Source organism: Streptomyces sp. NBC_00158, assembly GCF_045160885.1.
In the GTDB taxonomy this organism is placed as follows: Bacteria; Actinomycetota; Actinomycetes; order Streptomycetales; family Streptomycetaceae; genus Streptomyces.
Genome location: NZ_CP108161.1, coordinates 7,393,395 through 7,414,388 on the forward strand (window position 1 = coordinate 7,393,395; position 20,994 = coordinate 7,414,388).

Below are 20,994 nucleotides of genomic sequence, written 5' to 3' on the forward strand. Positions count from 1 at the left end.
CTGATGGGAGCAGTGGGAGCTGCGGATCCGGCGGGAGCGTGGTGGCATCGGTCCCATGAAGGATCCCTTCGGATGTGACGAGCCGGCTGTGCCCGCCCGGGCGGGCACCGTGGACCGGGCCGCCGCCCGCCTCGCGGTCGCCTCGCGTGCCATCGGGGCGGAGGACCTGAAGGCCCTGCTGGACATGATCGGCCTGCGGCCCGAGGACGATCCGCCGCAGGAGCGGCAGCGCGGCCGGCCGGCCGCCGGCTGAGGGAGGGCCGGCCGTACCGCCGTGCTCAGGAACCCTCGTCGCCCCGGCGTTCGCGCTCGTCGCGCCGCCGCCCCTTCTCCTCGGCACGCCTGCTGCGGGCCGGAGTGACGGGTTCGGGGTGGACGGGGTCCTGGCTGGGCGGCTGCGGGCGCCCGCGTTCCTCGCGGGGTTCGCCGGGCTCCTGGCGCTTGTCCTTCGTACCGCCCATGACGGGTGACTCCTCGGTGCCGGGGGTTCGGATGCCTCGTGTTCACCCTGACACGCATCACCGCGGGCCGCGCCCCGTCGGGCGGGGGAGCATGGCGTGGGGGTGATGTGTCCTTTCGGTGCGGATGTGCCGTACGAGGTGTGAGCGTTCCGCGCACGCCGAGGCGCGCACACCCGCTCCGACTTGCGGGGCGGCTCCGGATGCGAACGCGCCACGCCGCCGGAGGGTGTCCGAATCACTCACTTGGCCGCTGTAGGGTGACGTGCGCCCGTCAAGGCGGGCCCTCCTGCTCACTGATTTCAACGGGGTTAGAACGTGAAGCTTCGCCATGTCCGCGCGGTCGCAGTATTCGGTCTCGCCGTCGTCGCACTGACCGGAGCCCGTGGCTCGCACGGTGCCAGCTGTGGCGGTGGCAGCAGCCACAGCTCCAGCTCCAGCTCCAGCTCGGGCGGCTCCAGCAGCACCGGCGGCAGCCACGACGGCAGCAGCACCACCGGCAGTACCGGCACGGGCACCAGCAGCGGTACGAACTCCAGCACCACCACCGGTTCCGTCACGGGCGGTTCGCGGGACAAGGCCGAACGCGACATCCGGATCGACGGGTGCAAGCTGGACAGCAGCGGCAAGAACCTGGTCGCCAAGCTCACCGTCACCAACAACAGCTCGCTGGACTACACGTACAACATCACGATGAAGTTCCGCGGCGACGCGACCTCGACGGCGGTCCCCGCCACGGCCTACGTGAGCAGCCTGAAGGTCAAGGCGGGCGCGTCCCAGCCGGCCGAGGCCACGACCCCGTACTTCGGCAAGACCAACGGCACCGAGTACAAGGAGTGCGTCGTCAGCAGCGCGTCGAAGAACTCCTTCTGACGCGGGACGCGGCTGATCTGCGCGGAGCCCCGCACACCGTCGGGCGGACGGTGTGCGGGGCTCCGCGGTTTCGTGACATGGGACACAGCGGCCCCGGTGGTCCGCCGGGTCCCGCAGGGGTGAACAGCGGGCGTGTATTTCGCGATTTGTCCCCGTTTGGTGTTGACATGCCGCACTCCGCCAGAACCGGAATTGGGGACTCTCATTTCACCTCTCCCAACGTTCCTGATGAGAGGTGGTTCTAGCGGCGCGTCAGTTGTGCCGGGGCGGGTCCGGACGGGGGCATGCACGATCTTCCCGACCTTTCAAGCCGGAGCCCGGAGCACTCGGCCCGCCGGCCCGCGCCGGCTTGCCATGCCCCTGCGGCCCTTCTAAGAATGGCGACTCCTCCGGCGCCCCCAGCGATCCGGCGCCGGGAGCTTCGCGATCACCGAGTGAGGTCCCGCATGAAGAAGCACCGTAAGAAGACCCACCACCGGAAGATAGCCGTCGCCGTCGGGGCGCTGGCCGCCGTGGCAGTCCCCACCGCCGCCATGGCCTGCCTGGACACCCAGGACACCGGCCGCGCCCGTCCCGCCGCGGCGCAGTTGGACGTCCCCTTCGACGCGTCCGGGGCCCCGCTCCCGGAGCAGGCCCCGGTCCCGGCCGCGGCGCCCGCGCGGCCCGAGGCGCCGGCCCCCGTGCGGCCCGCCGCAGAAGAGCCCGCCCAGGAGCCGGCGCAGCAGTCCGCCGAGCCGCCCGTCGAGGCCGCGCCGCCCGCGCGCCCGCAGCCGCAGCAGCCCCGGCCGGAGCGGGCGGAGGCCTCCGCCGCCCCCGCCGCGCCGCAGGCCTCCGGGGCGCTGCCCGCCGCGCAGGCCAAGGTCCTCGAACTCGTCAACCAGGCGCGCGCCGCGGCCGGCTGCCCCGCGCTCACCGTGAACGCGAAGCTCACGAAGGCCGCGCAGGACCACAGCGCCGACATGGCCGCGCACCGCAACATGTCCCACACCGGGTCCGACGGGTCCGACGCCGGCCAGCGCATCACCCGTGCGGGGTACCAGTGGCGGACGTACGGCGAGAACGTCGCCTACGGGTACAGCAGCCCCGAGCAGGTCATGGAGGGCTGGATGAACAGCCCCGGCCACAAGCGGAACATCCTCGACTGCTCGTACAAGGAGATCGGCATCGGCCTCGCCCAGCCGGGCCAGTACTGGACGCAGGACTTCGGCGCGACGCGCTGACCCCGGCCGGCCGCCGCCGGCCCGGGGCGCCCGTCAGCCCGTCAGGGTGACGCGGGGCCCTGGCCCGGCGTCCAGGCGGAGGGCTGGGCGGCGGTGATCAGGGCCGGCGCGAGGCCCTCGTTGCGCATCCGCTGGTCGACGTAGAGCAGGGAGACCACCAGCTGCGGGTATCCGAGCTGGAAGAGCGCGCTGACCACGGTGCCGGCCAGCAGGCAGACCACGTACACGATGATCCCGATGATCATCGTGGCGGGCACCGCGTCGCCGGGGCCCGCGTCCAGCATGGCGGGGAAGAGCGCGAGGATGCCCACGAAGCCGAACGGCATCTGGATGGCGTAACCGCCCGCCAGCCCCACGGCGTACGCGAGCACGCTGACGCCGAAGACGCGCCACCAGCTGCCCTTGACCAGGGCGGCCGACCGCCGCAGCGCGGCCACGGGACGGAGCTCCTCGAACACCGCCACGGCGGGCGCGAGGCTGAACCGGACGGCCAGCCAGGCCGCCACGGGCATCCAGGCCAGCACCGCCAGGATCAGCAGGAACAGGCCGGCCGGCGCCGCGGAGCCGTCCCAGGCCATGATCATCAGCGGGAAGCCGATCGCGTAGATCAGGACGGCCGGCCCGCCCGCGATCAGACCGGTCAGCGAAACGGCGCCGAGCACCGAAGGCAGCCGGGACCGGCTCCGGCGCCACATGTCGCGGAAGGTCGCGGAGCGGCCGAGTACGGCCTCCTGCACCACCGCGGGGCACAGGGCGCCGATCGCCGCGGTGCCCACCAGCATCACGAGCAGCAGGATCAGGCCACCCGGCAGCAGGGCCAGGAACACGGTCGCCACGTCCCCGCTGTCGGCGGGCGAATCCGAGTCGATGGCGAAGACCTCGGAGAAGCTGCTGCTCGCCGCCGCGACACCGATCACGATCGCCGCGGTGACCAGCAGGAACCCGACGCCCTGTACCGCGAGCATCACGCCGACCAGCGGCTTCCAGTACTGGCGGAAGGCCTTGAAGGCGCCGCCGATCATCTCGCCGACGCCCAGCGGCCGCAGGGGTATGACCCCCGGCTGCGGGGGCGGCTGGATCCAGCCGCCTCCCCACTGCGGCCCGTACTGCTGCTGCGGGTGCTGTTCCCATCCCGCGTTGTGCGACATCACTGTTCCCCCTCTTGACCTGGAGGAACACGGTATCCCCCCGCACTCCTGAGCGGAGTGCGAGGGGTCCCGGGGATCAGGTGTTGATGCAGGTGTTGCCGGCGGCCGGGTTGAGTGCGCCGATGACGTTGATGCTGTTGCCGCACAGGTTGATCGGGATGTGGACCGGCACCTGGACGACGTTGCCGGAGAGCACGCCCGGGGAGCCGATGGCGACGCCTTCGGCGTTGGCGTCGGCGACGGCGGCACCGCCGGCACCGAGGATGCCGGCCGCGGCCAGGACGGTGGCGGCGATCGCAGTTCGAATACGCATGTCACTCCAGAGTCGATGACGGAACGTCGAGACGTCGAGACGTCGAAGCAGGATCACACCGCCTCCGGGTGCTCCCCGCCCGGCATTCACCTGACCAACGGCGTGTTCCGGCGCCCGGGGTGACCGGGACCGCCCGAACGGGTGCCGTGGCGGAGGGGGACGGGCACCTGGGACCAAGGCCGTTGTGTCACGTGTCACGTGTGGCGCCTTTGGGTTTCGCACCCGGCCCGCGTCCACGATGGGCCCATGGAGATAGGCATCGCACTGCCCCAGTACGGCACTCACGCGCAGGCCGGCCGCATCGCCGGCTTCGCGCGCGACGCGGAGCGCGCCGGGTTCGACTCCCTCTGGGTGGGGGACCGCTCCCTGACCCCGGTCGAGCCCAGCGACATCTACCCGGGCCACACGCCCGAGAACCCGTACCCGCCCGAGTACCGGACCTTCCTCGACCCGCTCACCGTCCTGACCGTCGCCGCCACCGCCACCCACCGCGTCCGCCTCGGCACGAGCACCCTCAACGCGCCCTGGTACCCGCCCCTGTTGCTCGCGCGCAGCCTCACCTCGCTGGACCAGGTGAGCGGGGGCAGGCTGGACGCGGGGTTCGGGATCGGCTGGCTCCGCGACGAATACACCGCCGTCAACGCCGACTTCGGCCGGCGCGGCGAACGGCTCGACGAGGTCCTCGACGTCCTCCAGGGCATCTGGACCGAGGAGGAGTTCGCGCACGAGGGCCCGCACTGGCGCATCCCGCGCGCCCACGTCGGCCTGCGCCCCGTGCAGCGTCCGCACCCGCCCGTCTACTTGGGCGGCTTCTCGCCCGCCGCGATGCGCCGCGTGGGCCGCCGCGCCGACGGCTGGGTCGGCGCCGTCCTGCCGCCCCCGGTGCTCGCCGGGCTCTGGGACACCGCCCGGCGGGCCGCGGAGGAAGCGGGCCGCGACCCCGGCGCCCTGCGCCGCAACATCCGCTTCAACGCCAAGCCGGGCACCCCGTACGAGGAGATCGCGGCGGTCCTCGCCGGCGTCCGGGACACGGGCGCCGACAGCTGCTTCGTCGACCTCCAGCAGTCCGTCCGCGAACCGGACGAGGCGCTGGAGCTCGGCATCAAGGTCCTGGACCTCGTGCGCGCGGGCTAGGTACGGCCGCGCGGCCGGGCGGTGCGGACCGCCCGGCCGCGTGCCGTATAGTTGATCTCGCACCCGCCGCCGCGGAACACGGCGAACGGGACGATGCGTTGGTGGTCCAAGGAAAGACACCCCACTTCCCGTGGGGGAATGCAGGTGCAAGGCCTGCCCAGCGCTCTGACAAGGCCCCGGCCTCCTCACGGAGACCGGGGCCTTCGTGCATCCGTGCCCGCGGCCCGTGGTCCTCCGCGGCCACGGTCAGACCTCTCCCCGCCAGGCGGGCCTCCCCGTCCACCGTCGTGCACGCGACGCGCCGGTCCGGGAGCTGCTCGGTGATCCGCGCGTCGAACTCGCGCTGCACCCCGTTGACGTTCGTCACCCAGTGGGTGAGGGTGTCCGACCGCTGCTCGACGTGCGACATGTGCACCCCTTCCGTGTCCCCGGCGGCCCCGCACCCCTCGGTGCCGGTCGCTCCGTCAGGACGTCCACGGGCCCGGATACCCGGCTTCGCGGTCCCCATGCGCCGCCCCGCGGCCGGCGGGAGGGTGTCGGTGCTCCTCGTCGGGGCAGGGGCGTGGAGGCCAGGACCGCCGCCGGTCCGCCCGTCCGTCCACACCGCAGAGGAGACGAATTGAACGCCGCCGTCCGCCCGCTGACCGTCCTGGGGGCCGCCGTACTGCTGACCTGCCTGGCCGGCTGGGCCGTCGACCTGCTGCTGCGCCGGGCCGACGCGCGTCACCCCGAGACACCCCTGTGGAACTCGCTGCGCCGCTGCCGGCCGGCCCTCCAGATCGTGCTCCTGGCCGCGCTGCTCCGAGGGGCCCACCGGCAGACCGCGTGGCGCCCGCTCCAGGAGTACGAGGCCGCCGTCGGCCGGGCCCTCTCGCTCGCCCTGATCGGGGCCGGCGCCTGGCTCGTCGTGGGCGTGACCTCGGCCGTCGTCGAGTCCGGGTACGCCCGCTACGCGACCGGCCCCCGCGACCCGGCCCGGGTCCGCCGGGTCCGCACCCAGGTGTCCCTGATCATGCGGGTCGTGACCGCAGTGGTCGCCGTCGTCGCGGCCGCCGCGATGCTCCTCACCTTCCCGAGCTTCCGCGCCCTGGGCACCTCCGTGCTCGCATCCGCCGGGATCATCGGGATCGTCGCGGGCGTCGCCGCGCAGTCGACGCTGGGGAACCTGTTCGCCGGGTTCCAGATCGCCTTCGGGGACATGGTGCGGATCGGGGACACCGTCGTGGTCGCGGGTGAGTGGGGCGTGGTGGAGGACATCACGCTGACGTTCCTCGCCGTCCGGACCTGGGACGAGCGCCGGATCACCATGCCCGTCTCGTACTTCACCACCCGCCCCTTCGAGAACTGGTCCCGGGGCGGCGTCCAGATGACCGGAACCGTCCTCCTCCACTGCGACCACGGCGCCCCCGTCGACCTCATACGGGGCAAGGTGCGCGAGATCCTGGACCGGTGCCCGGAGTGGGACGGGCGCGGCTGGGACGTCGCCGTCACGGAGACGACGCCCTCGGCCATGGTCGTGCGGGCGATCGTCACGGCCAAGGACGCCGACGACCTGTGGACGGTCCGCTGCGCGGTACGGGAGCAGCTGATCGCCTGGCTCTCGGAGGAGCACCCGGAGGCCCTGCCCCGACTGGTCCTCGCACCACCGCCCGGGGCCCCCGGGGCCTGAGCGCGCCCGGACTCAGGCCGGGAAGCCGATCGAGCCCAGCGGCGGGCCGGGGACGAGTGCGTGTCCGACGCCGGGGCGTTCGGTGAAGGCACGGGCCTCGACGGAGCGCCGGCGCCTGGTGTCCCGGTCGTCGGCGTACCGGGCGTCGCGCCGGGCGCCGGCGTAGTCCCAGGTGTCGTCGATGAGACTGAGGGCGTTGTTGCCGGAGGCACGCTGGAACTCCGCCTTCACGGCGGTCCGTTGCAGTGCGGTCTGGGCGGCGGCGAGGTCGATGCGGGTGATCAGGACGCCGGCGGTGTCCGGTTCCCGGGTCGGCAGGGGGGTCTGGGGGAGCAGCGACACCCCGCCGTCGAGGCGGTCGATGTCGTCGACCGTGGCGTCCTGGGCGTCCCTCACCGCCGCCTGCATCTCCCGGTGCAGCCAGTAGAACTCGTCGAGGTCGCCCTCGGTGACGCGTATCCGCTGGTACAGGGCCCGGAAGCGGGGATCGTGGTGCAGCGGGAGCACGGGCCCGGAATGGAGGGCCACGCAGTCGTTGAACCCGGCCGTCACCGCGGCGTCGAGGTGGAAGAGGACCGGCTCCGCCTGCCCGCGGGCGAGGGCCATGCCGGCGAGGCTCGCGTGGCCCGCGGCCACGAGCCAGGCTCCGGCGGGGCCGAGCGCGGTGGCCCGCGCGATGACGTCATGGAGCCCCGCGGCCACGTCGACGCGCTGCGGGGCGCCGAACAGGCTGCCCAGCGAGGACAGGAAGTCCGGCTGCGGCGCCGCCGCGGCTGCGCCGCCGGTCAGGTGCGCCACCAGCAGCTCGTGTACGCGGGCGGCCAGTGAGTTGACGGTGTCGGCCATGGATCTCCTCGGACGTCGGTGGTGAAGATCGGCGCTGTGCGGCTACAGCATTGCCGACGACCCCCGCCGACGGCGACCGGTCCCGGACCCTCCGGTTTCCCGCGCCCTGCCACCTCCCGCACGTCCAGAGTCTGCTGACGGATCGTCATCCAATTCGGCTCAAGGGGCGGCCAGTACCCGGGCGCGCGCTGCGGCCAGCGCCACGGCCACCGCCCGGTCCGCGGTCGCCGCGTCGACCGGCTCGCCGGTGAACACGAGGCGGAAGTAGACCGGCGCGACGAGGGTCTTGAGGAGCTCGGCGGGGTCGGTCTCCGCGGGCAGCTCGCCGCGCCCGACGGCTCTGGTGACCACGGGCTCGGCCCGGCGGAAGCGGTCCTCGAAGAGGGCCCGCTTGATCTCGGCGAGCCGGGGCGTCCGCGCCGCGTCCGAGAGGGCGGTCGTCAGCAGGGCCCGGCCCGCGTCCGTGTTCATGGTCGCGACCAGGGAGCGGGCCAGGGCGCGCAGGTCGCCCTCCACCGTGCCGGTGTCCGGGATCGGGACGTCGGTGGCGAAGTGGTGGGTGAGCGCGTCCGCGACCAGGTCGTCGGGGGTCTTCCAGTTCCGGTAGATCGTCGTCTTGTGCACGCCGGCCCGCTGGGCGACGGCGTCGACGGTCAGCGCTGCGTACCCCGTCTCCGTGAGCTCGCCGATTGCCGCCTCCAGGACGGCGGCGCGCATCCGGCTGCCGCGTCCGACGGCGGGGCCGCGCTTCGGGGCCGGCTCGGGAGAGGTCATTGCAACTCCTAGTTGCGTTATTGGCGATCCATGCGACAGCATCAGCATATTGCAACTCGTGGTTGCGATAGAGCCGCCTCCGCTCCCATGGATCGAGGTTTCCCATGACCCCCATGACCCCCATGACCCCCCGTGCCCCCCGTGTCTGCGCCCCGGGCTCTCCGAGAGACCGGTGGACCCCGGACTCCGTCCCCGGCCAGTCCGGGAAGCTGGCCGTGGTCACCGGCGCCAACAGCGGCATCGGCTACGTCACCGCCCGCGAGCTCGCCCGACGCGGCGCCCACGTCGTCCTGGCCTGCCGCAGCCGCGAACGCGGGGGCGGGGCGATGGAGCGCCTGCGGGCCGAAGTCCCCGGAGCCCGCGCCGAACTGCGCCTGCTCGACCTCGGCGACCTGAAGTCCGTCCGCCGTTTCGCCGAGGACTGGAACCACGACCGCCTCGACCTCCTGGTCAACAACGCCGGCATCGCCATGGTGCCGTTCGCCCGCACCGCCGACGGCTTCGAGTCCCAGTTCGGCGTCAACCACCTCGGCACGTTCGCGCTCACCGGCCTCCTCCTGCCCCACCTGCTGGCCGCCCCGGCCCCGAGGGTGGTCACGGTCAGCAGCGAGGGCCAGCGGTTCGCCCGCTTCGACCTGCGCAACCTCGACGCCGAGCGCGGCTACCGGGCGATGTTCGCGTACCTCCAGTCCAAGCGGGCCAACCTGTACTTCGCCACGGAACTGCAGCGCCGGGCCGACGCCGCCGGGCTGGGACTCCGCAGCATGGCCGTCGCCCCCGGACTCACCCGCTCCAACGTGCTCACCGGAGGCGCCAACAGCACCCGGGGCCGCGCCTACGGCACCCTGATGCGCCTGCTCCTGCGCAGCGCCTTCCGCCCCACCCCGGAGGGCGCCAAGACCTCCCTGTACGCCGCGACCGTCCCGGGCCTGCCGGGCGGGAGCTACGTCGTCCCCGACGGGCCATTCCAACTGCGCGGCGAACCCGTCCTCCGCGGCCGCGAGCGCGCCATCCGGGACACCGCCACCGCCCGCCGGCTGTGGACCCTCTCGGAAGACCTGACCGGCGTCGATTACCTCCCGTGCTCCTGAGGCGGGACGAGCGACGCCCGGGACAGTCAGTCGGGCGACTGGCTCGCCCGCACGGGTGAACGGGCGGCGCGGGGCGGCCCCCGCGCGGCGAGGATCGGGGCATGGGCTTCCTCCTGCCGGTCCTCTTCGCGCTGTTCGCGGCGTTCAGCAACGCCCTCGCGACCGTCCTCCAGCGGAGGGCCTCGCTGACCGTGCCGCAGAGCGACGGCTTCCGGTTCGGGCTCGTCCTCGACCTGCTGCGGCGGCCGCTGTGGATCGGCGGGATCCTCGCGGTGATCGCGGCCGGCGTCGGCCAGGCCCTCGCGCTGGCCACGGGCGCGCTGGCCCTCGTACAGCCCCTCTTCGTGCTGGAGCTGCCGCTCGCCCTGCTGATCGCCTCCCTCCTGGCCCGCAGTCCGCTGCCCGGCACGCTCTGGCTCGCCGTGGCCGGGGTCGTCGCCGGCCTCGGGATCGTGCTGGTGGCCGCCGCGCCCGCCGGGAACCGGACCCACGTCCCGTTCGACCGCTGGGCCCTGGCCCTCGCGGCCTGCGCGGCGGCGGTGGCCGCACTGGCCGCGGCCGGGCTGCGGCGCCCGCCCGGCCGGACGCGGGCCGGCTGCCTCGGCGCGGCCACCGCCGTCTGCTGCGCGCTCACGGCCGCCCTGATGAAATCCGCCGTGCACACCTTCCAGGGCGGCGGCATCGGCGCGTTCCTGACGGCCTGGGAGACGTACGCCTTCGGCGCGAGCGGCATCTGCGCCCTGCTGCTCCTCGAACACGCCATGCAGGGCGGCCCGTTGGTCGCATCACAGCCCGCGCTGACCCTGGGCGACGCCGGCGTCGGCATCGCCCTCGGGGTCCTGCTGTACGAGGAGCACCTGCGCACCCACTGGTGGCTGCTCCCGCAACTCCTGGGGCTGGCGCTGATCTGCGCCGGGGTACTGGCCCTGGCCAGGACCGAGGCCCCGGCGGAGCCCTCCGCGCCCCGGTGAGCCCCCGACCGGGCCCCTCAGTCAACAGTTCAAGATCCGTTAGGGTGCTCGACGTTCGCGGCGGGGCGTGCCCGCCGCGCGAAGCACGCGCAGCACCCGGGGGACGAGAAGTGAGCACGACCAGGCCGCAGACGCAGCGCGAGGAGCCCATAGGCCCCTTCGCCGTGTTGAACGAGTTCTTCCGGGAATGCATGGGCGACCACGCCCCCGGACTGGACGAACGGCCGGACGACCGGCTCATCGGCGCCCTCCAGGTCATCCGCACGCTCCTCGGCATGATCGCCGCCGTGTGGATCGTCCTGGCCTACCCGCTGAGTTCCGGCCGGCAGGACTTCGTCCTCGGCAAGCTCGCCGAACTCGGCCTCGCCTGCGCCGTCCTGCTGGTGGGAAGCATCGTCGGCATCACCGCCTTCCTCATCGCCGGCACCCCGGACCGCCGCCGCGCCTTCGCCCGGCGCCTCATCGGGCCGGTCGTCTACATGCTGGCGCTCGCCCTGGGGCCCGCGGTGATCTGGCTGTCCCTCACCGCCGTCAAGGGCGACCTCGCGAGCGAGTCCGACGTGGTGGACTTCTTCTCCGGCCTCTTCGGCCGGGGCATCTTCTGCTCCCTGGTCAGCTTCATCGTCGCTGCCATCGGCTGGCTGCTCGCCCTGGCCCTGCTGATCGCCTCGATCCCCTACACGGTCCTCGCCGCCTACATCTGCGTGGCCTCCTGCTTCCGGGCGTCCGACGTCCACCAGCTGCTCCCGGCCCTGCTCTCGCCGCTGCTCGTGTGGTCGCTGTTCGCCTTCCAGCTCTTCAACGGCCCCGACGTCGCGGCGCCCCCGGAGGTGCTCTACACCTTCCTCCTCGGCGGCCCGCTCTCGGTGACGGCGCTCTCCGTCTGGGAGGTGTGGCGCCTGCGCAGCCGCTACGGGATCACCCTGCGCGGCGCGCTCGGCCGCTGACCCCGCCGGCCGTCGGACCCCACCGGCCGTCGAGCCGTCCGCCACGCAGCGTCACTCCTCCGCCCGGCCGGGGACAACCGCCCGTTACGGGGCAGACGCCCGGCAGGGAGCGCACCCGCGCTCCGGGACCGGAGAGGTGGCCATGCGGTCGACTACTGAGGAGACCCGGGTCCGGGACGGCGCGCCGCGCACCGGGATCGTGGTCGCGGCCCGGGCGGGACTGGCCACCCGCGGGGTCATGTACGTCCTGGTCGGCGCGATCGCCCTGCGCATCGCCTTCGGGGAGGACCCCGGGCGGGAGGCCGACCGGCAGGGAGCGCTCGCCGGGCTGGCGGGCGGCCCCCTGGGCCGGGTACTGATCTGGGCCGTCGGCATCGGCCTGGTCGGGATGACCCTGTGGCGGCTGTCGGAGGCGGTCTTCGGCGGGGCCGGACCCGACGGGCACAAGGCCCGCAAACGGCTGGCGGGAGCCTTCCGGGCGGTGTTCTACGCCGCCGTCGCCGCGTCCGTCATCGCCTTCGCGGCAGGCCAGGGCGGCGGCAAGTCCGGCGACGAGCAGTCGCGCGACGCCACCGCGAGCATCCTGGAGTGGCCCGGCGGCCGCTGGCTGGTGGCCCTGGCGGGGCTGGGCGTGGCGGTGGGCGGAGTGGTGATCGCGGTGTCGGCGCTGCGGCGCAAGTTCCGCGACAAACTGGCCCTGCCCTCCCGGCCGGGCTGGCTGAGCGGTGCCGTCGACGTGCTCGGCGTGGCCGGCGGCCTGGCCCGGGGCGCCCTGTTCGCGGCGGCGGGCGGCTGCGCGCTCTACGCGGCGCTGGAGTACGACCCGGCCAAGGCCAAGGGCGTCGACGACACCCTGCGCGCCTTCGCCGACACCCCGGCCGGGCCGTGGCTGCTGGTGGCGGTGGCGGCGGGCCTGGTCCTGTTCGGCCTGTTCTCGTGGGCGGCGGCCGCCTGGCAGCGGGTCTGACACCACCGCGGCGGTGTCGCCCGTACGCCGCCGATCGGCTGCCCGGGCCGTGTCGCCGCGCCCGTCACCGGTCACGGCGTGCAACCGTCTCCCCATGACCGAAGGCCTGACACCTCACCTCTCCCCGGCGCGCATCACCGTCCTGGGCGTCCAGCCCGGAACCCCGCCCTTCCGGATCATCGAGCTCGACGGGGAGTTCGTCGGCCGGGCCCAGTCGATGACGGACGTGCTGCTGGTCGCCGCCGAGGCCGGGATCACCATCCACGACCTCGACGACCTGGACGAGGTCCGCTGGGTGGGCGGCGGCAAGTTCACCTGGACCGTGCACTGACTACGGGCCGGCGGCCGTACGGCGGTCAGGCCCCTTCGCCGAGGACGGCACGGATCAGCTTCCGCTGGTCCTCGGACAGGCACGGGTCCTCCACGTCCAGGACCTCGCCGTCGACGGTGATGCGGTAGTGGTAGCCGTCCGCCACGGACGAGACGGCCCGCCGGGCCAGGTCTTCGAGCCGGGCCGCGTCCTGCCGGCCCGTGGTGTCGAGCTCGCGGAGCTTCTCGGCTCCGGTGAAGCCGCCGGTGCGGGTGACCGTGATCAGCATGACGGTGCCTCCGGTTCCTGTGTGCCGGCGCGGGGTCCGCGCGGGGCGGCGCGTCGCCGCCGTGGGCGCGCGTGCCCCCGATCCCGGCCCGTTCCCCCGCAGCGGCGGGGAACGGCCGGAAAGCGTCGCCGCGGGGTCAGACGCGCGGCGTCGGGCGGCGGCCCCAGGCCGTGAGCATGCCGGGGCCGAGCTCGGCCAGGCCGGGGGAGTCCAGGTAGGCGAGGGCCTCGTCGAAGACGACCGGTTCGAGCCGGCCCGGCGCGAGCAGGTCGGTCCGCATCCGCTGCCAGGTCTCGCGCCAGAAGGCGGCGAGCGGGGTGCCCGGAGTCAGCGGCGGGCAGACCAGCTCCGCGGCGACCTCGGCGAGACCGGCCGCGCGCAGGGCGTGCGGGTAGTCGAGCACGGCTGCGATGTCCGTGCCGATGGTCTCCGCGAGCGCGCGCCACATGGCGTCCAGGGTGCGCCGGTACGCGGAGCGCGTGTCGGCGGGGTCGGGCACGTCCGCGGCGTCGCTGAGGACCAGGTACCCGCCGGGCCGCAGCCGCTTGGCGAGACGGTCGACGAGGGCCCGGCGCTCGCGCAGGTGCATCAGCACGAACCGGGCGTGGACCAGGTCGAAGGAGCCCAGCTCCGCCTCGTCGTCCAGCCGGGTCAGGTCTTCGGTGAGCACCCGCATCCGGGGTCCGGCGAGCGGGGTCAGCCGGCTGGTGTCGCGGTCCAGGGCGACCACCTCGTCCACCCCGGCCTCCTCCGTGAGCCAGCGGGCGACCGTGCCCGTACCGGCACCCACCTCCAGACAGCGCCAGCCGGGGCCGACGCCGAGCGCGAGCAGCCGCTGCCGGGTGAGGGGGTCGTAGACGAGGGCGGCGTGGTCGATGCGCTCGCCCTCACCGGGCGCCTCGGGCCGGAACAGAGCCTCGCCGTACCGTCCCGCGTCTCCGGTGCCTCGTGCGCCTCCCGTGTCACCCGTGATACCCGTGGCTCCCGCGTGTCCCGCGTGCACCGGGTGCTCCTCGGGGGATGCTGCTGCCACCGTGACTCCTTCCGCCGGACGGCCCCGTACCGTCCGGCCTGAAGGATCGCCCGCCGGCCGCCGGGACACCGGCATTGGGCCGGTCGGCGGCGCGCCCCGCCGTCACCCGGCCGCCACCCCGCTCAGGCGGTGCCGCGACGCGCGGTGAGCAGCAGGTACTCCCACTCCATGACACCGTCCCGCAGGGCGCCGCCCGCCAGGTCGGCGAGGGTACCGTCCAGGGCGGCGGTCCGCTCCGGATCGTCGGCGATGTTCCGGTACACCGCGATCGTCGGCCCGTAGGCGGCCTTGAAGAACTCCCGGAACTCCTCGGGCTCCCGGAACGCGTCCACGCGGAGCGCCCGCCTGCGCGCCTCGACGCCGCTGACGCGGTCGCCGAGCAGCGTCCGCACGTGCTCTTCCCGCCCCCACAGCGGCGGCGGTTGCGCTCCCGGCGGGGGCGGCGGCGCGTACGGCTTCATGACGGCGAACATCTGCCCGATGAACCCCTCCGGGGTCCAGCTGAGCAGCCCGATCGTGCCGCCGGGCCGGCAGACCCGCACCAGTTCGTCGGCGGTGGCCTGGTGGTGCGGGGCGAACATGACCCCGACGCAGGACATCACGGTGTCGAAGGTCCCGTCCTCGAACGGCAGGGCCTCCGCGTCCGCCTCCTGCCAGCTCAGCACGGCACCGCGCGCCTCGGCCTCCTTGCGCCCCACGGCCAGCAGCTCGGGCGTCAGGTCGGAGGCCACCACGTCGCCGCCGGCCAGCGCGGCCGGGATCGAGGCGTTGCCGGACCCGGCGGCGACGTCCAGCACCCGGTCCCCGTCCTTCACCCCGCAGGCCTCCACCAGCGCGGGCCCGAGCCCCGCCACGACCTGCGTGGCGACCGCCGGGTAATCGCCGAGCGCCCACATCGTCCGGTGCTTCGCCTTGAGCGCACGGTCGGCCTCGCGCGCGTCCGCCGTCTCCGTCATGCCACCCGCCTCCCTCGTCCGTACGGTGCCGATGGCCGTCCTCCTTCGAGCATAGGAACCCGGCGGACGCCCGGCCCGGCGGGAGCGCCGCGGCTCCGTTCGGGTGGAATCCGGGTGGAGGTCCGGCGCGCCGCGGGGGCCTCCGCATCCGCAGAAACGATCGGGCCTTGGTACGACGGGCGCGTTCCCGTACGACCGAGAGGTGCCCGCCCATGCTCCCCACCCGCAACGCGCCGGAACCGGCGGCGTCCAGGCCGCCCCGGCCCCGCTCCCGCCCCCGCCTCGGCCGCCTCGCGGCGCTGCTCTCCGGCGCCCTGCTGGCCGCCGTCCTGCCCCTGGCCACCGGCGCGCCCCAGGTCCAGGCGGCCGTGAACCTCGTCGAATACCCCCTCACCAACCCGAGCACCCCGGTCGGCATCACCGCCGGCCCGGACGGCAACCTGTGGTTCACCAAGGCGGCCGCCGACAGGATCGGCCGGATGAGCCCGACGGGCACCCTCATCGCCGAGTACTCCGTGCCCCCGTTCAGCACCGTGCACGACATCACCACGGGACCCGACGGGAACGTCTGGTTCACCATGCAGACCTTCGACTCCAGGGTCGGAAAGGTCGCCATGGACGGCACGGTCACCATCTATCCCCTGCCCGAGCAGTTCGTCGAGCCCACCGGCATCACCGCGGGCCCGGACGGCGCCCTGTGGTTCACCGAGCAGAACGCCCACCGGATCGCCCGGATCACCACGACCGGCACCGTCACGGAGTTCCCCCTGCCCGCAGGCTCCGGCCAGCCCTCCTACATCACCACCGGTCCGGACGGGAACCTCTGGTTCACCGAGATCGGCGACAACCTGATCGGCCGCATGACCCCGTCGGGCGTCGTCACCGAGTTCCCGGTCCCCGGAGGCGGCGGCCCCACCGACATCACCACCGGCCCGGACGGGAACCTCTGGTTCACCGTGTTCGGCGGCAACCGGATCGGCCGGATCACCCCCGCCGGCGTCATCACCCAGTTCGACGTCCCGTCGGACGGCGGCTCGCCCCAGCCGCAGGACATCGTCGCCGGCCCGGACGACAGCCTCTGGTTCACCGAACGCAACAGCGGCCGGATCGGGCGGATCAGCACCGCGGGCGTCATCGCCGAGTTCCCCCTGCCCTCCTCGGAGCGCGGCCCCTGGGGCATCACCAAGGGTCCGGACGACACCATCTGGTTCGCCGAGACAGCCGGCTTCATCGGCCGCATCGCCCTGACCGACGCCGACCTCGCCGTCACCAAGTCCGACACGGGCTCCGACCCGGTGGTGGAGGGCCAGAACGTGACGTACACCCTCACCGCGTCCAACGACGGCCCGCAGACGGCCGAGGGCGTCGTCCTCAAGGACACCCTGCCCGCCGGACTCCAGTTCGTCTCCGCCTCCGCGGGCTGCACCGCGGCCGGATCCACGCCGGACGTCGTCACCTGCGCCATCGGCACGCTCACCGCCGGCGCGAGCGCCGCGCGGACCATCACGGCACTGGCCACGACGGAGGACGTCCTCACCGACACGGCGGCCGTGGCCGGCGCGGTCTCCGACCCCGCCCCGGCCAACGACGTCGCGCAGGAGACCACCACCGTCGACGCGACCACCTGCTTCGGCGAGCAGCCGACCATCACCGGCACCCCCGGCAACGACCTGCTCAACGGCACTCCCGGACGCGACGTCATCCTCGCCCGCGGCGGCAACGACACCGTCAACGCCATCGCCGGCGACGACCTCGTCTGCGCGGGCCCCGGGGACGACCGCGTCACCGGCGGCCCCGGCGCGGACCGCATCGCCGGCGGCACGGGCAGCGACATCCTGCACGGCAACCCGGGCAACGACACCCTGACCGGTGGAGACGGCGACGACTTCCTCTTCGGCGACGTCGGCAACGACGACCTCGACGGCGGACCGGGCACCAACACCAACGACGGCGGCCCCGGCACCGACGTCTGCGCCAACCCCGCGACCGGCACCGGCTGCCCCTGAGCCCCCACGGGGTGCCGGACGCTCACGGCGGCGCCGGCACCCCGTACGCCCTCACCCCTGGAGCAGCCGCCACGCCGCCAGCGCCAGCCCGGCCCGGTACAGCCCCGGCGCCCCGGTCAGGTCGAGGTCCAGGACCCGGCCGATCTGCTCGATCCTGCGGGCCACGCTGCTGTGGTGCAGGTGGAGCAGGTCGGCCGCCCGGCGCAGCGAGCCCGTGGCGCAGTACGCGTCCAGCGTCTCCAGGTCCTCGGGGCTGCCGGCCAGCCGGGCCAGCGCCGCGACATCGGCGTTGCCGCGCAGGACCTCCTGCGGCACCTCCGCCAGCAGCGCCAGCGCGCCCAACGCGCGGTAGTCGACGACGGGTTCGCGCGCGGTGGCGAACCGCAGGGCGGTACGGGCCTGACGCCACGCCACGTCGGGCCGCTCGGCGGCGCCGATGCCCGCGTACACGCCCTCGGGGAACCGGTCCGGCTCCAGGGCCGCGGCCAGCACCACCCCGACCCCGGCGACCACAGCCCCCTTCACCGGACGTCCCGGACAGACCAGCCCGCCCACCCGGTCCAGCGCCAGCCGCTCCGACCGCACGGCGGCCACCCGGACCGGCACACCGGCGGCGAAACCCAGCAGCCGCAGCGCCCGGGCCCTGGCCGCCTCGTCCGTACCGGAACCGATCACCAGCTCTACCAGGGCGGGATCCGCCATCGTGGTCCGGGCCGGCCCGTACCGTTCGACGGCGGCCGCGACGGCGATGGCGAGCCGCTCCAGCAGCACCTCGTCCAGCGGCCCGGCCGGACCCGGCCGCTCCAGCCACACCGAGCCGATCTCCTCGTCGTCGAGGACCACCGCCACCGAGCCGGACACCGAGCCGGACGCGGACACCGAGCCGGACGCGCACCCGGGCGACGCCCCCTCCGGAGCCTCGCCGCCGGCGGGCGAGACCCGGATCGTCCGCCCCGTCCCGTACAGCCGGATCCCGCAGACGCACTCGGCCAGCCCCGCCGAGGCCCGGGCGAGCGCCGGGAGGTCCACCCGACGCCGCATCAGGGTGTCGTAGAACGCGACGATGCGCAGCGCCCCGTCCACGTACGGATCGAGTCCCGACAGCCGTACGGCGAGTGCCTCCATGGCGCAAGCATAGGAGCACCGGCCGGACGGCGACGGGCGCCGAACGGCGCGCGATCGGGCCGGTATGCCCGACGGACGGCGGACGACCCGGGACCGCCCGCCCCGTGAGGATGTCCGTCATGGACCCCGAACTCGAAGCATTCGTACCGTTCTTCCCCCGGACCGACCTCGACGACCCGGTCGCCGCCCGCAAGAGCTTCGCCGGGCTCGCCTCCGCCGTACCGGCACCGGACGCCGCGGACATGGAGGTCGAGGACCACACCGTCGCCGCCCGCCCCGACGTGCCCGTACGCGTCTACCGCCCGCACGGGGCCGAGGGCGCCGTCGTGTGGATGCACGGCGGCGGATTCACCATGGGCGACCTCGACACCGAACACCCCTGGGCCAGTCGCATCGCCGCGGGCTCCGGCGCGGTGGTGATCTCGGTGGCCTACCGCCTCGCCCCCGAACACCCCTTCCCCGCCGCCTTCGACGACGCCTACGCCGTCCTCGGCTGGACGGCCGACAACGCCTGCGCCCTCGGCATCGACCCGGCCCGCATCGCGGTCGGCGGCCACAGCGCCGGCGCCAACCTCGCGGCCGCGGTCGCCCTGCGCGCCCGCGACCAGGACGGGCCGGCGATCCGCTTCCAGCTGCTCAACCAGCCGGGCCTCGACGACCGCCAGGACAGCTGGTCGGCCCGGAACTTCACCGACACGCCCTGGTTCTACCGCGACAAGGCCACCGCGGGCTGGCGGCACTACCTGGGCGGCGGCCCGGCGAACCCCTACGCCGCCCCGTCCCGGGCGACCGACCTGTCCGGACTGCCCCCGGCCTACATCTCCACCGCCGAGTTCGACCCGAACCGCGACGAGGGCCTCGACTACGGGCTGCGCCTGCTCCGGGCGGGCGTACCGGTCGAGATACACCAGTGGCCCGGCACCTTCCACGGTTCGCAGGCCCTCCTGTCCGCCGAGGTCTCCCAGCGCCAGAACGCCGAACTCGGCGCCGTCCTGCGCCGCGCCCTCGCCGGCTGAACCGCCCACCACCCCCTGGAAGGAGCACGACCATGCCGATCCGACCGAAGCTCCGCCTCGCCCTCTGCGCGGGCGCGGCCGTACTCACCACCGCCACCACCGCCAACGCCGTACCCGCGGCGGCCGCCCCCGCCCCGTCCGCGACCACGCCCGCCGAGCTGCGGGCGGCCATGGACGCCGTCCACCGGGCGGGCGTACCCGGCGTCTACGGCGAGGTGCGCGCCGACGGCCGGACCTGGCGCGGCGCCTCCGGGGTCGCCGACACCGCGACCGGACGCCCCGTCAGCCCGGACCTGCGCCACCGCGTCGGCAGCATCACCAAGACCTTCACCGCCGTCGCCGTCATGCAGCAGGTCGAGCGGGGCCGCATCCGGCTCGACGCGCCGATCGGCGACCACCTCCCGGACCTGGTCCCGGGGGAGCGCGGCAGGAAGATCACCGTGCGGATGCTCCTCAACCACACCAGCGGCCTCCCCGACTACATCGAGTACGCCTTCCCGTCCCTCCGTTCCGGCTCGCCCGCGAGCCTCGACGACAACCGCTTCCGGCGCTTCCGACCGGCCGAACTGATCGAACTGGGCCTCGCGGCACCGCCCGCGGGCGAGCCCGGCGGTCCGACGGGCGTGTACTCCAACACCAACTACCTGCTCCTCGGCGAGCTCCTGGAGCGGGTCACCGGCACCCCGGCGCAGGAGTACATCACCCGCAACGTCATCCGCCGCGCCGGCCTGCGGCACACCGCCTTCCCGTCCGGCCCCGCCATCGAGGGTCCCCACTCGCGCATGTACGAGGCCGCCTTCGGCCTGCTCGACCCGCCGCGCGACTACAGCGTCTACGACATGTCCTTCGCCGGGACCGGCGCCGCCCTGGTGTCCACCATGGCCGACCTCAACCGCTTCTACGGCCGGCTCCTCGACGGCGGGATCGTCAGCCGCGCCTCCCTCGAACAGATGCAGCGCACGGTCCCCGTCCGCCACCTGGACGGCAAGACCATCCGGTACGGCCTCGGCCTGCACGAGGTCACCGTCCCGGGCTGCGGCACCTTCTGGGGCCACGACGGCTCGGCCTGGGGCGCCGGAACCATCTCCCTGACCCGCGCCGACGGAAGGCGCCAGATGTCCGTGGCCGTCAACCTCCAGCGCTGGACCGCACCGGACCCCACCGGCAGCCGGCCGCCGCACGCCATCGACACCGCCCTGAAGGCGCTGTACGACGAGGCGATGTGCGACGGCACGAACACCGAGCCCACGAACACCGAGCCCACGAACACCGAGCCCACGAACACCGAGGCCACGAACACCGACGGGCACCGCACCCCCTAGCCGGGACACCCGCCCGCGCGGTCAGACGGCCGGTGCCGTCCGGCCGCGCGGGCGGCCGCCCAGCACGGCGTGCCCCAGCTGGAGCACGCTCAGGCCGAACATCAGCACCCCCAACGGGACGTGCACGGACGCCACGTGCGCGATGCCCAGGACGACCTGCGCCGACGCCAGCACCAGCATGCCGACCGCGTACAGGACCGGTCTGACCGACCCGCCGCCCGGCCGCCACCCCAGGACCGCGGCGAGTACGTACAGCATCGACGCGGCGTACATGCCCCGCGCCCCCGCACCGTGCAGTGCCTCCCCGTACTCCGTCGACAGCAGCAACCCCGCGGTGACCGCCTGGAAGAAGACGCCCACGACCTGCAAGGCCGCCGTGATCCGCATGAACTTCCCCAGTGCCGTCTGCTCGGGCATGGTGAGCCCCTCTCGTCTCGTCCGCCGACGGTGTACCGGGAACGCCCCGCCGTCTCGTCATGACGACGACGCAGCCCCCGAAGATGTGAGGTGACCCACCAACCGGCCC

General features: G+C 74.0%; 23 protein-coding genes and 1 pseudogene. 13 read left to right on the top strand and 11 right to left on the bottom strand.

Annotated features, from left to right (window positions below; translation table 11 throughout):
- The first annotated feature begins 55 nt into the window (after window positions 1-55).
- On the top strand, window positions 56-253 hold the full coding sequence (locus OG553_RS33870; protein ID WP_405982668.1) for a hypothetical protein: 198 nt from the start codon (window positions 56-58) through the stop codon (window positions 251-253).
- Window positions 254-278: 25 nt separating this feature from the next.
- Here the strand turns inward: OG553_RS33870 and OG553_RS33875 are convergent, their stop codons facing one another.
- Complete coding sequence (locus tag OG553_RS33875) at window positions 279-461, bottom strand: hypothetical protein (protein ID WP_405982669.1); 183 nt, start codon at window positions 459-461, stop codon at window positions 279-281.
- A 315-nt stretch (window positions 462-776) separates the two neighbouring features.
- Here OG553_RS33875 and OG553_RS33880 point away from each other — a divergent pair, with 315 nt between their 5' ends.
- Both OG553_RS33880 and OG553_RS33885 read left to right on the top strand, forming a co-directional pair.
- A complete protein-coding gene (locus OG553_RS33880; protein ID WP_405982670.1) occupies window positions 777-1,331 on the top strand; it encodes a hypothetical protein in 555 nt (184 codons plus the stop codon).
- A gap of 446 nt (window positions 1,332-1,777) precedes the next feature.
- Window positions 1,778-2,551, top strand: coding sequence for a CAP domain-containing protein (locus OG553_RS33885; protein WP_405982671.1), 774 nt, complete (start codon window positions 1,778-1,780; stop codon window positions 2,549-2,551).
- A 41-nt stretch (window positions 2,552-2,592) separates the two neighbouring features.
- Here the strand turns inward: OG553_RS33885 and OG553_RS33890 are convergent, their stop codons facing one another.
- Both OG553_RS33890 and OG553_RS33895 read right to left on the bottom strand, forming a co-directional pair.
- Window positions 2,593-3,699, bottom strand: a complete 1,107-nt coding sequence (locus OG553_RS33890) for a hypothetical protein (RefSeq protein ID WP_405982672.1) — start codon at window positions 3,697-3,699, stop codon at window positions 2,593-2,595.
- Window positions 3,700-3,775: 76 nt separating this feature from the next.
- On the bottom strand, window positions 3,776-4,012 hold the full coding sequence (locus tag OG553_RS33895) for a chaplin (RefSeq protein ID WP_405982673.1): 237 nt from the start codon (window positions 4,010-4,012) through the stop codon (window positions 3,776-3,778).
- Window positions 4,013-4,258: 246 nt separating this feature from the next.
- On the opposite strand from OG553_RS33895, the gene OG553_RS33900 reads away from it, so the two are divergent.
- Window positions 4,259-5,146 (top strand): TIGR03619 family F420-dependent LLM class oxidoreductase, encoded by an 888-nt coding sequence (locus tag OG553_RS33900; RefSeq protein WP_405982674.1) that lies wholly within the window; start codon window positions 4,259-4,261, stop codon window positions 5,144-5,146.
- A gap of 256 nt (window positions 5,147-5,402) precedes the next feature.
- Here the strand turns inward: OG553_RS33900 and OG553_RS33905 are convergent.
- Window positions 5,403-5,555: pseudogene (locus OG553_RS33905) on the bottom strand (cyclase); the annotation flags it as partial.
- Window positions 5,556-5,765: 210 nt separating this feature from the next.
- Between OG553_RS33905 and OG553_RS33910 the strand changes: the two are divergent.
- Window positions 5,766-6,815 carry a mechanosensitive ion channel family protein gene (locus OG553_RS33910; RefSeq protein WP_405982675.1) on the top strand — a complete coding sequence of 350 codons (1,050 nt, stop codon included), beginning with the start codon at window positions 5,766-5,768 and terminating at the stop codon, window positions 6,813-6,815.
- 12 nt (window positions 6,816-6,827) lie between these two features.
- On the opposite strand, the gene OG553_RS33915 is transcribed toward OG553_RS33910, so the two are convergent.
- Both OG553_RS33915 and OG553_RS33920 read right to left on the bottom strand, forming a co-directional pair.
- A complete protein-coding gene (locus tag OG553_RS33915; protein WP_405982676.1) occupies window positions 6,828-7,661 on the bottom strand; it encodes a hypothetical protein in 834 nt (277 codons plus the stop codon).
- Window positions 7,662-7,820: 159 nt separating this feature from the next.
- Window positions 7,821-8,435 (bottom strand): TetR/AcrR family transcriptional regulator C-terminal ligand-binding domain-containing protein, encoded by a 615-nt coding sequence (locus OG553_RS33920; RefSeq protein WP_405982677.1) that lies wholly within the window; start codon window positions 8,433-8,435, stop codon window positions 7,821-7,823.
- 113 nt (window positions 8,436-8,548) lie between these two features.
- Between OG553_RS33920 and OG553_RS33925 the strand changes: the two genes are divergently transcribed.
- From OG553_RS33925 to OG553_RS33945, 5 genes are all read left to right on the top strand, one after another.
- The gene (locus tag OG553_RS33925) at window positions 8,549-9,526 is read left to right on the top strand and encodes an oxidoreductase (protein ID WP_405982678.1); all 978 of its coding nucleotides are present in this window, start codon (window positions 8,549-8,551) and stop codon (window positions 9,524-9,526) included.
- A 101-nt stretch (window positions 9,527-9,627) separates the two neighbouring features.
- The gene (locus OG553_RS33930; protein ID WP_405982679.1) at window positions 9,628-10,497 is read left to right on the top strand and encodes a DMT family transporter; all 870 of its coding nucleotides are present in this window, start codon (window positions 9,628-9,630) and stop codon (window positions 10,495-10,497) included.
- Window positions 10,498-10,607: 110 nt separating this feature from the next.
- Window positions 10,608-11,444 (top strand): hypothetical protein, encoded by an 837-nt coding sequence (locus tag OG553_RS33935; RefSeq protein ID WP_405982680.1) that lies wholly within the window; start codon window positions 10,608-10,610, stop codon window positions 11,442-11,444.
- A gap of 142 nt (window positions 11,445-11,586) precedes the next feature.
- A complete protein-coding gene (locus tag OG553_RS33940; protein ID WP_405982681.1) occupies window positions 11,587-12,411 on the top strand; it encodes a DUF1206 domain-containing protein in 825 nt (274 codons plus the stop codon).
- 94 nt (window positions 12,412-12,505) lie between these two features.
- Window positions 12,506-12,742, top strand: coding sequence for a hypothetical protein (locus OG553_RS33945; RefSeq protein WP_405982682.1), 237 nt, complete (start codon window positions 12,506-12,508; stop codon window positions 12,740-12,742).
- Window positions 12,743-12,767: 25 nt separating this feature from the next.
- Here the strand turns inward: OG553_RS33945 and OG553_RS33950 are convergent, their stop codons facing one another.
- The 3 genes from OG553_RS33950 to OG553_RS33960 all read right to left on the bottom strand — a co-directional run bounded on the left by OG553_RS33950 (window position 12,768) and on the right by OG553_RS33960 (window position 14,999).
- Window positions 12,768-13,010, bottom strand: a complete 243-nt coding sequence (locus OG553_RS33950; protein ID WP_405982683.1) for a protealysin inhibitor emfourin — start codon at window positions 13,008-13,010, stop codon at window positions 12,768-12,770.
- Between the two features lie 136 nt (window positions 13,011-13,146).
- Window positions 13,147-14,043: a class I SAM-dependent methyltransferase gene (locus OG553_RS33955; RefSeq protein ID WP_405982684.1), complete on the bottom strand. Its 897-nt coding sequence runs from the start codon at window positions 14,041-14,043 to the stop codon at window positions 13,147-13,149.
- Window positions 14,044-14,165: 122 nt separating this feature from the next.
- On the bottom strand, window positions 14,166-14,999 hold the full coding sequence (locus tag OG553_RS33960) for a class I SAM-dependent methyltransferase (protein WP_405982685.1): 834 nt from the start codon (window positions 14,997-14,999) through the stop codon (window positions 14,166-14,168).
- 212 nt (window positions 15,000-15,211) lie between these two features.
- Between OG553_RS33960 and OG553_RS33965 the strand changes: the two genes are divergently transcribed.
- Window positions 15,212-17,005 carry a hypothetical protein gene (locus tag OG553_RS33965; RefSeq protein WP_405982686.1) on the top strand — a complete coding sequence of 598 codons (1,794 nt, stop codon included), beginning with the start codon at window positions 15,212-15,214 and terminating at the stop codon, window positions 17,003-17,005.
- A 51-nt stretch (window positions 17,006-17,056) separates the two neighbouring features.
- Here the strand turns inward: OG553_RS33965 and OG553_RS33970 are convergent, their stop codons facing one another.
- Entirely contained in the window at window positions 17,057-18,130 is a 1,074-nt protein-coding gene (locus OG553_RS33970) for a helix-turn-helix domain-containing protein (protein ID WP_405982687.1), read from the bottom strand.
- Between the two features lie 119 nt (window positions 18,131-18,249).
- Between OG553_RS33970 and OG553_RS33975 the strand changes: the two genes are divergently transcribed.
- Window positions 18,250-19,146 carry an alpha/beta hydrolase gene (locus tag OG553_RS33975; protein WP_405982688.1) on the top strand — a complete coding sequence of 299 codons (897 nt, stop codon included), beginning with the start codon at window positions 18,250-18,252 and terminating at the stop codon, window positions 19,144-19,146.
- A gap of 32 nt (window positions 19,147-19,178) precedes the next feature.
- Complete coding sequence (locus OG553_RS33980; protein ID WP_405982689.1) at window positions 19,179-20,468, top strand: serine hydrolase domain-containing protein; 1,290 nt, start codon at window positions 19,179-19,181, stop codon at window positions 20,466-20,468.
- A 21-nt stretch (window positions 20,469-20,489) separates the two neighbouring features.
- Here OG553_RS33980 and OG553_RS33985 read toward each other — a convergent pair whose 3' ends face one another.
- Window positions 20,490-20,885, bottom strand: a complete 396-nt coding sequence (locus OG553_RS33985) for a hypothetical protein (protein ID WP_405982690.1) — start codon at window positions 20,883-20,885, stop codon at window positions 20,490-20,492.
- Between the last annotated feature and the right edge of the window lie 109 nt (window positions 20,886-20,994).

Coding starts and splice junctions, on each gene's coding strand:
- OG553_RS33870 (WP_405982668.1), top strand. CDS start 56: ATGAAGGATCCCTTCGGATGTGACGAGCCGGCTGTGCCCGCCCGGGCG.
- OG553_RS33875 (WP_405982669.1), bottom strand. CDS start 461: ATGGGCGGTACGAAGGACAAGCGCCAGGAGCCCGGCGAACCCCGCGAG.
- OG553_RS33885 (WP_405982671.1), top strand. CDS start 1,778: ATGAAGAAGCACCGTAAGAAGACCCACCACCGGAAGATAGCCGTCGCC.
- OG553_RS33890 (WP_405982672.1), bottom strand. CDS start 3,699: ATGTCGCACAACGCGGGATGGGAACAGCACCCGCAGCAGCAGTACGGG.
- OG553_RS33895 (WP_405982673.1), bottom strand. CDS start 4,012: ATGCGTATTCGAACTGCGATCGCCGCCACCGTCCTGGCCGCGGCCGGC.
- OG553_RS33900 (WP_405982674.1), top strand. CDS start 4,259: ATGGAGATAGGCATCGCACTGCCCCAGTACGGCACTCACGCGCAGGCC.
- OG553_RS33915 (WP_405982676.1), bottom strand. CDS start 7,661: ATGGCCGACACCGTCAACTCACTGGCCGCCCGCGTACACGAGCTGCTG.
- OG553_RS33920 (WP_405982677.1), bottom strand. CDS start 8,435: ATGACCTCTCCCGAGCCGGCCCCGAAGCGCGGCCCCGCCGTCGGACGC.
- OG553_RS33925 (WP_405982678.1), top strand. CDS start 8,549: ATGACCCCCATGACCCCCCGTGCCCCCCGTGTCTGCGCCCCGGGCTCT.
- OG553_RS33930 (WP_405982679.1), top strand. CDS start 9,628: ATGGGCTTCCTCCTGCCGGTCCTCTTCGCGCTGTTCGCGGCGTTCAGC.
- OG553_RS33940 (WP_405982681.1), top strand. CDS start 11,587: ATGCGGTCGACTACTGAGGAGACCCGGGTCCGGGACGGCGCGCCGCGC.
- OG553_RS33945 (WP_405982682.1), top strand. CDS start 12,506: ATGACCGAAGGCCTGACACCTCACCTCTCCCCGGCGCGCATCACCGTC.
- OG553_RS33950 (WP_405982683.1), bottom strand. CDS start 13,010: ATGCTGATCACGGTCACCCGCACCGGCGGCTTCACCGGAGCCGAGAAG.
- OG553_RS33960 (WP_405982685.1), bottom strand. CDS start 14,999: ATGACGGAGACGGCGGACGCGCGCGAGGCCGACCGTGCGCTCAAGGCG.
- OG553_RS33965 (WP_405982686.1), top strand. CDS start 15,212: ATGCTCCCCACCCGCAACGCGCCGGAACCGGCGGCGTCCAGGCCGCCC.
- OG553_RS33970 (WP_405982687.1), bottom strand. CDS start 18,130: ATGGAGGCACTCGCCGTACGGCTGTCGGGACTCGATCCGTACGTGGAC.
- OG553_RS33975 (WP_405982688.1), top strand. CDS start 18,250: ATGGACCCCGAACTCGAAGCATTCGTACCGTTCTTCCCCCGGACCGAC.
- OG553_RS33980 (WP_405982689.1), top strand. CDS start 19,179: ATGCCGATCCGACCGAAGCTCCGCCTCGCCCTCTGCGCGGGCGCGGCC.
- OG553_RS33985 (WP_405982690.1), bottom strand. CDS start 20,885: ATGCCCGAGCAGACGGCACTGGGGAAGTTCATGCGGATCACGGCGGCC.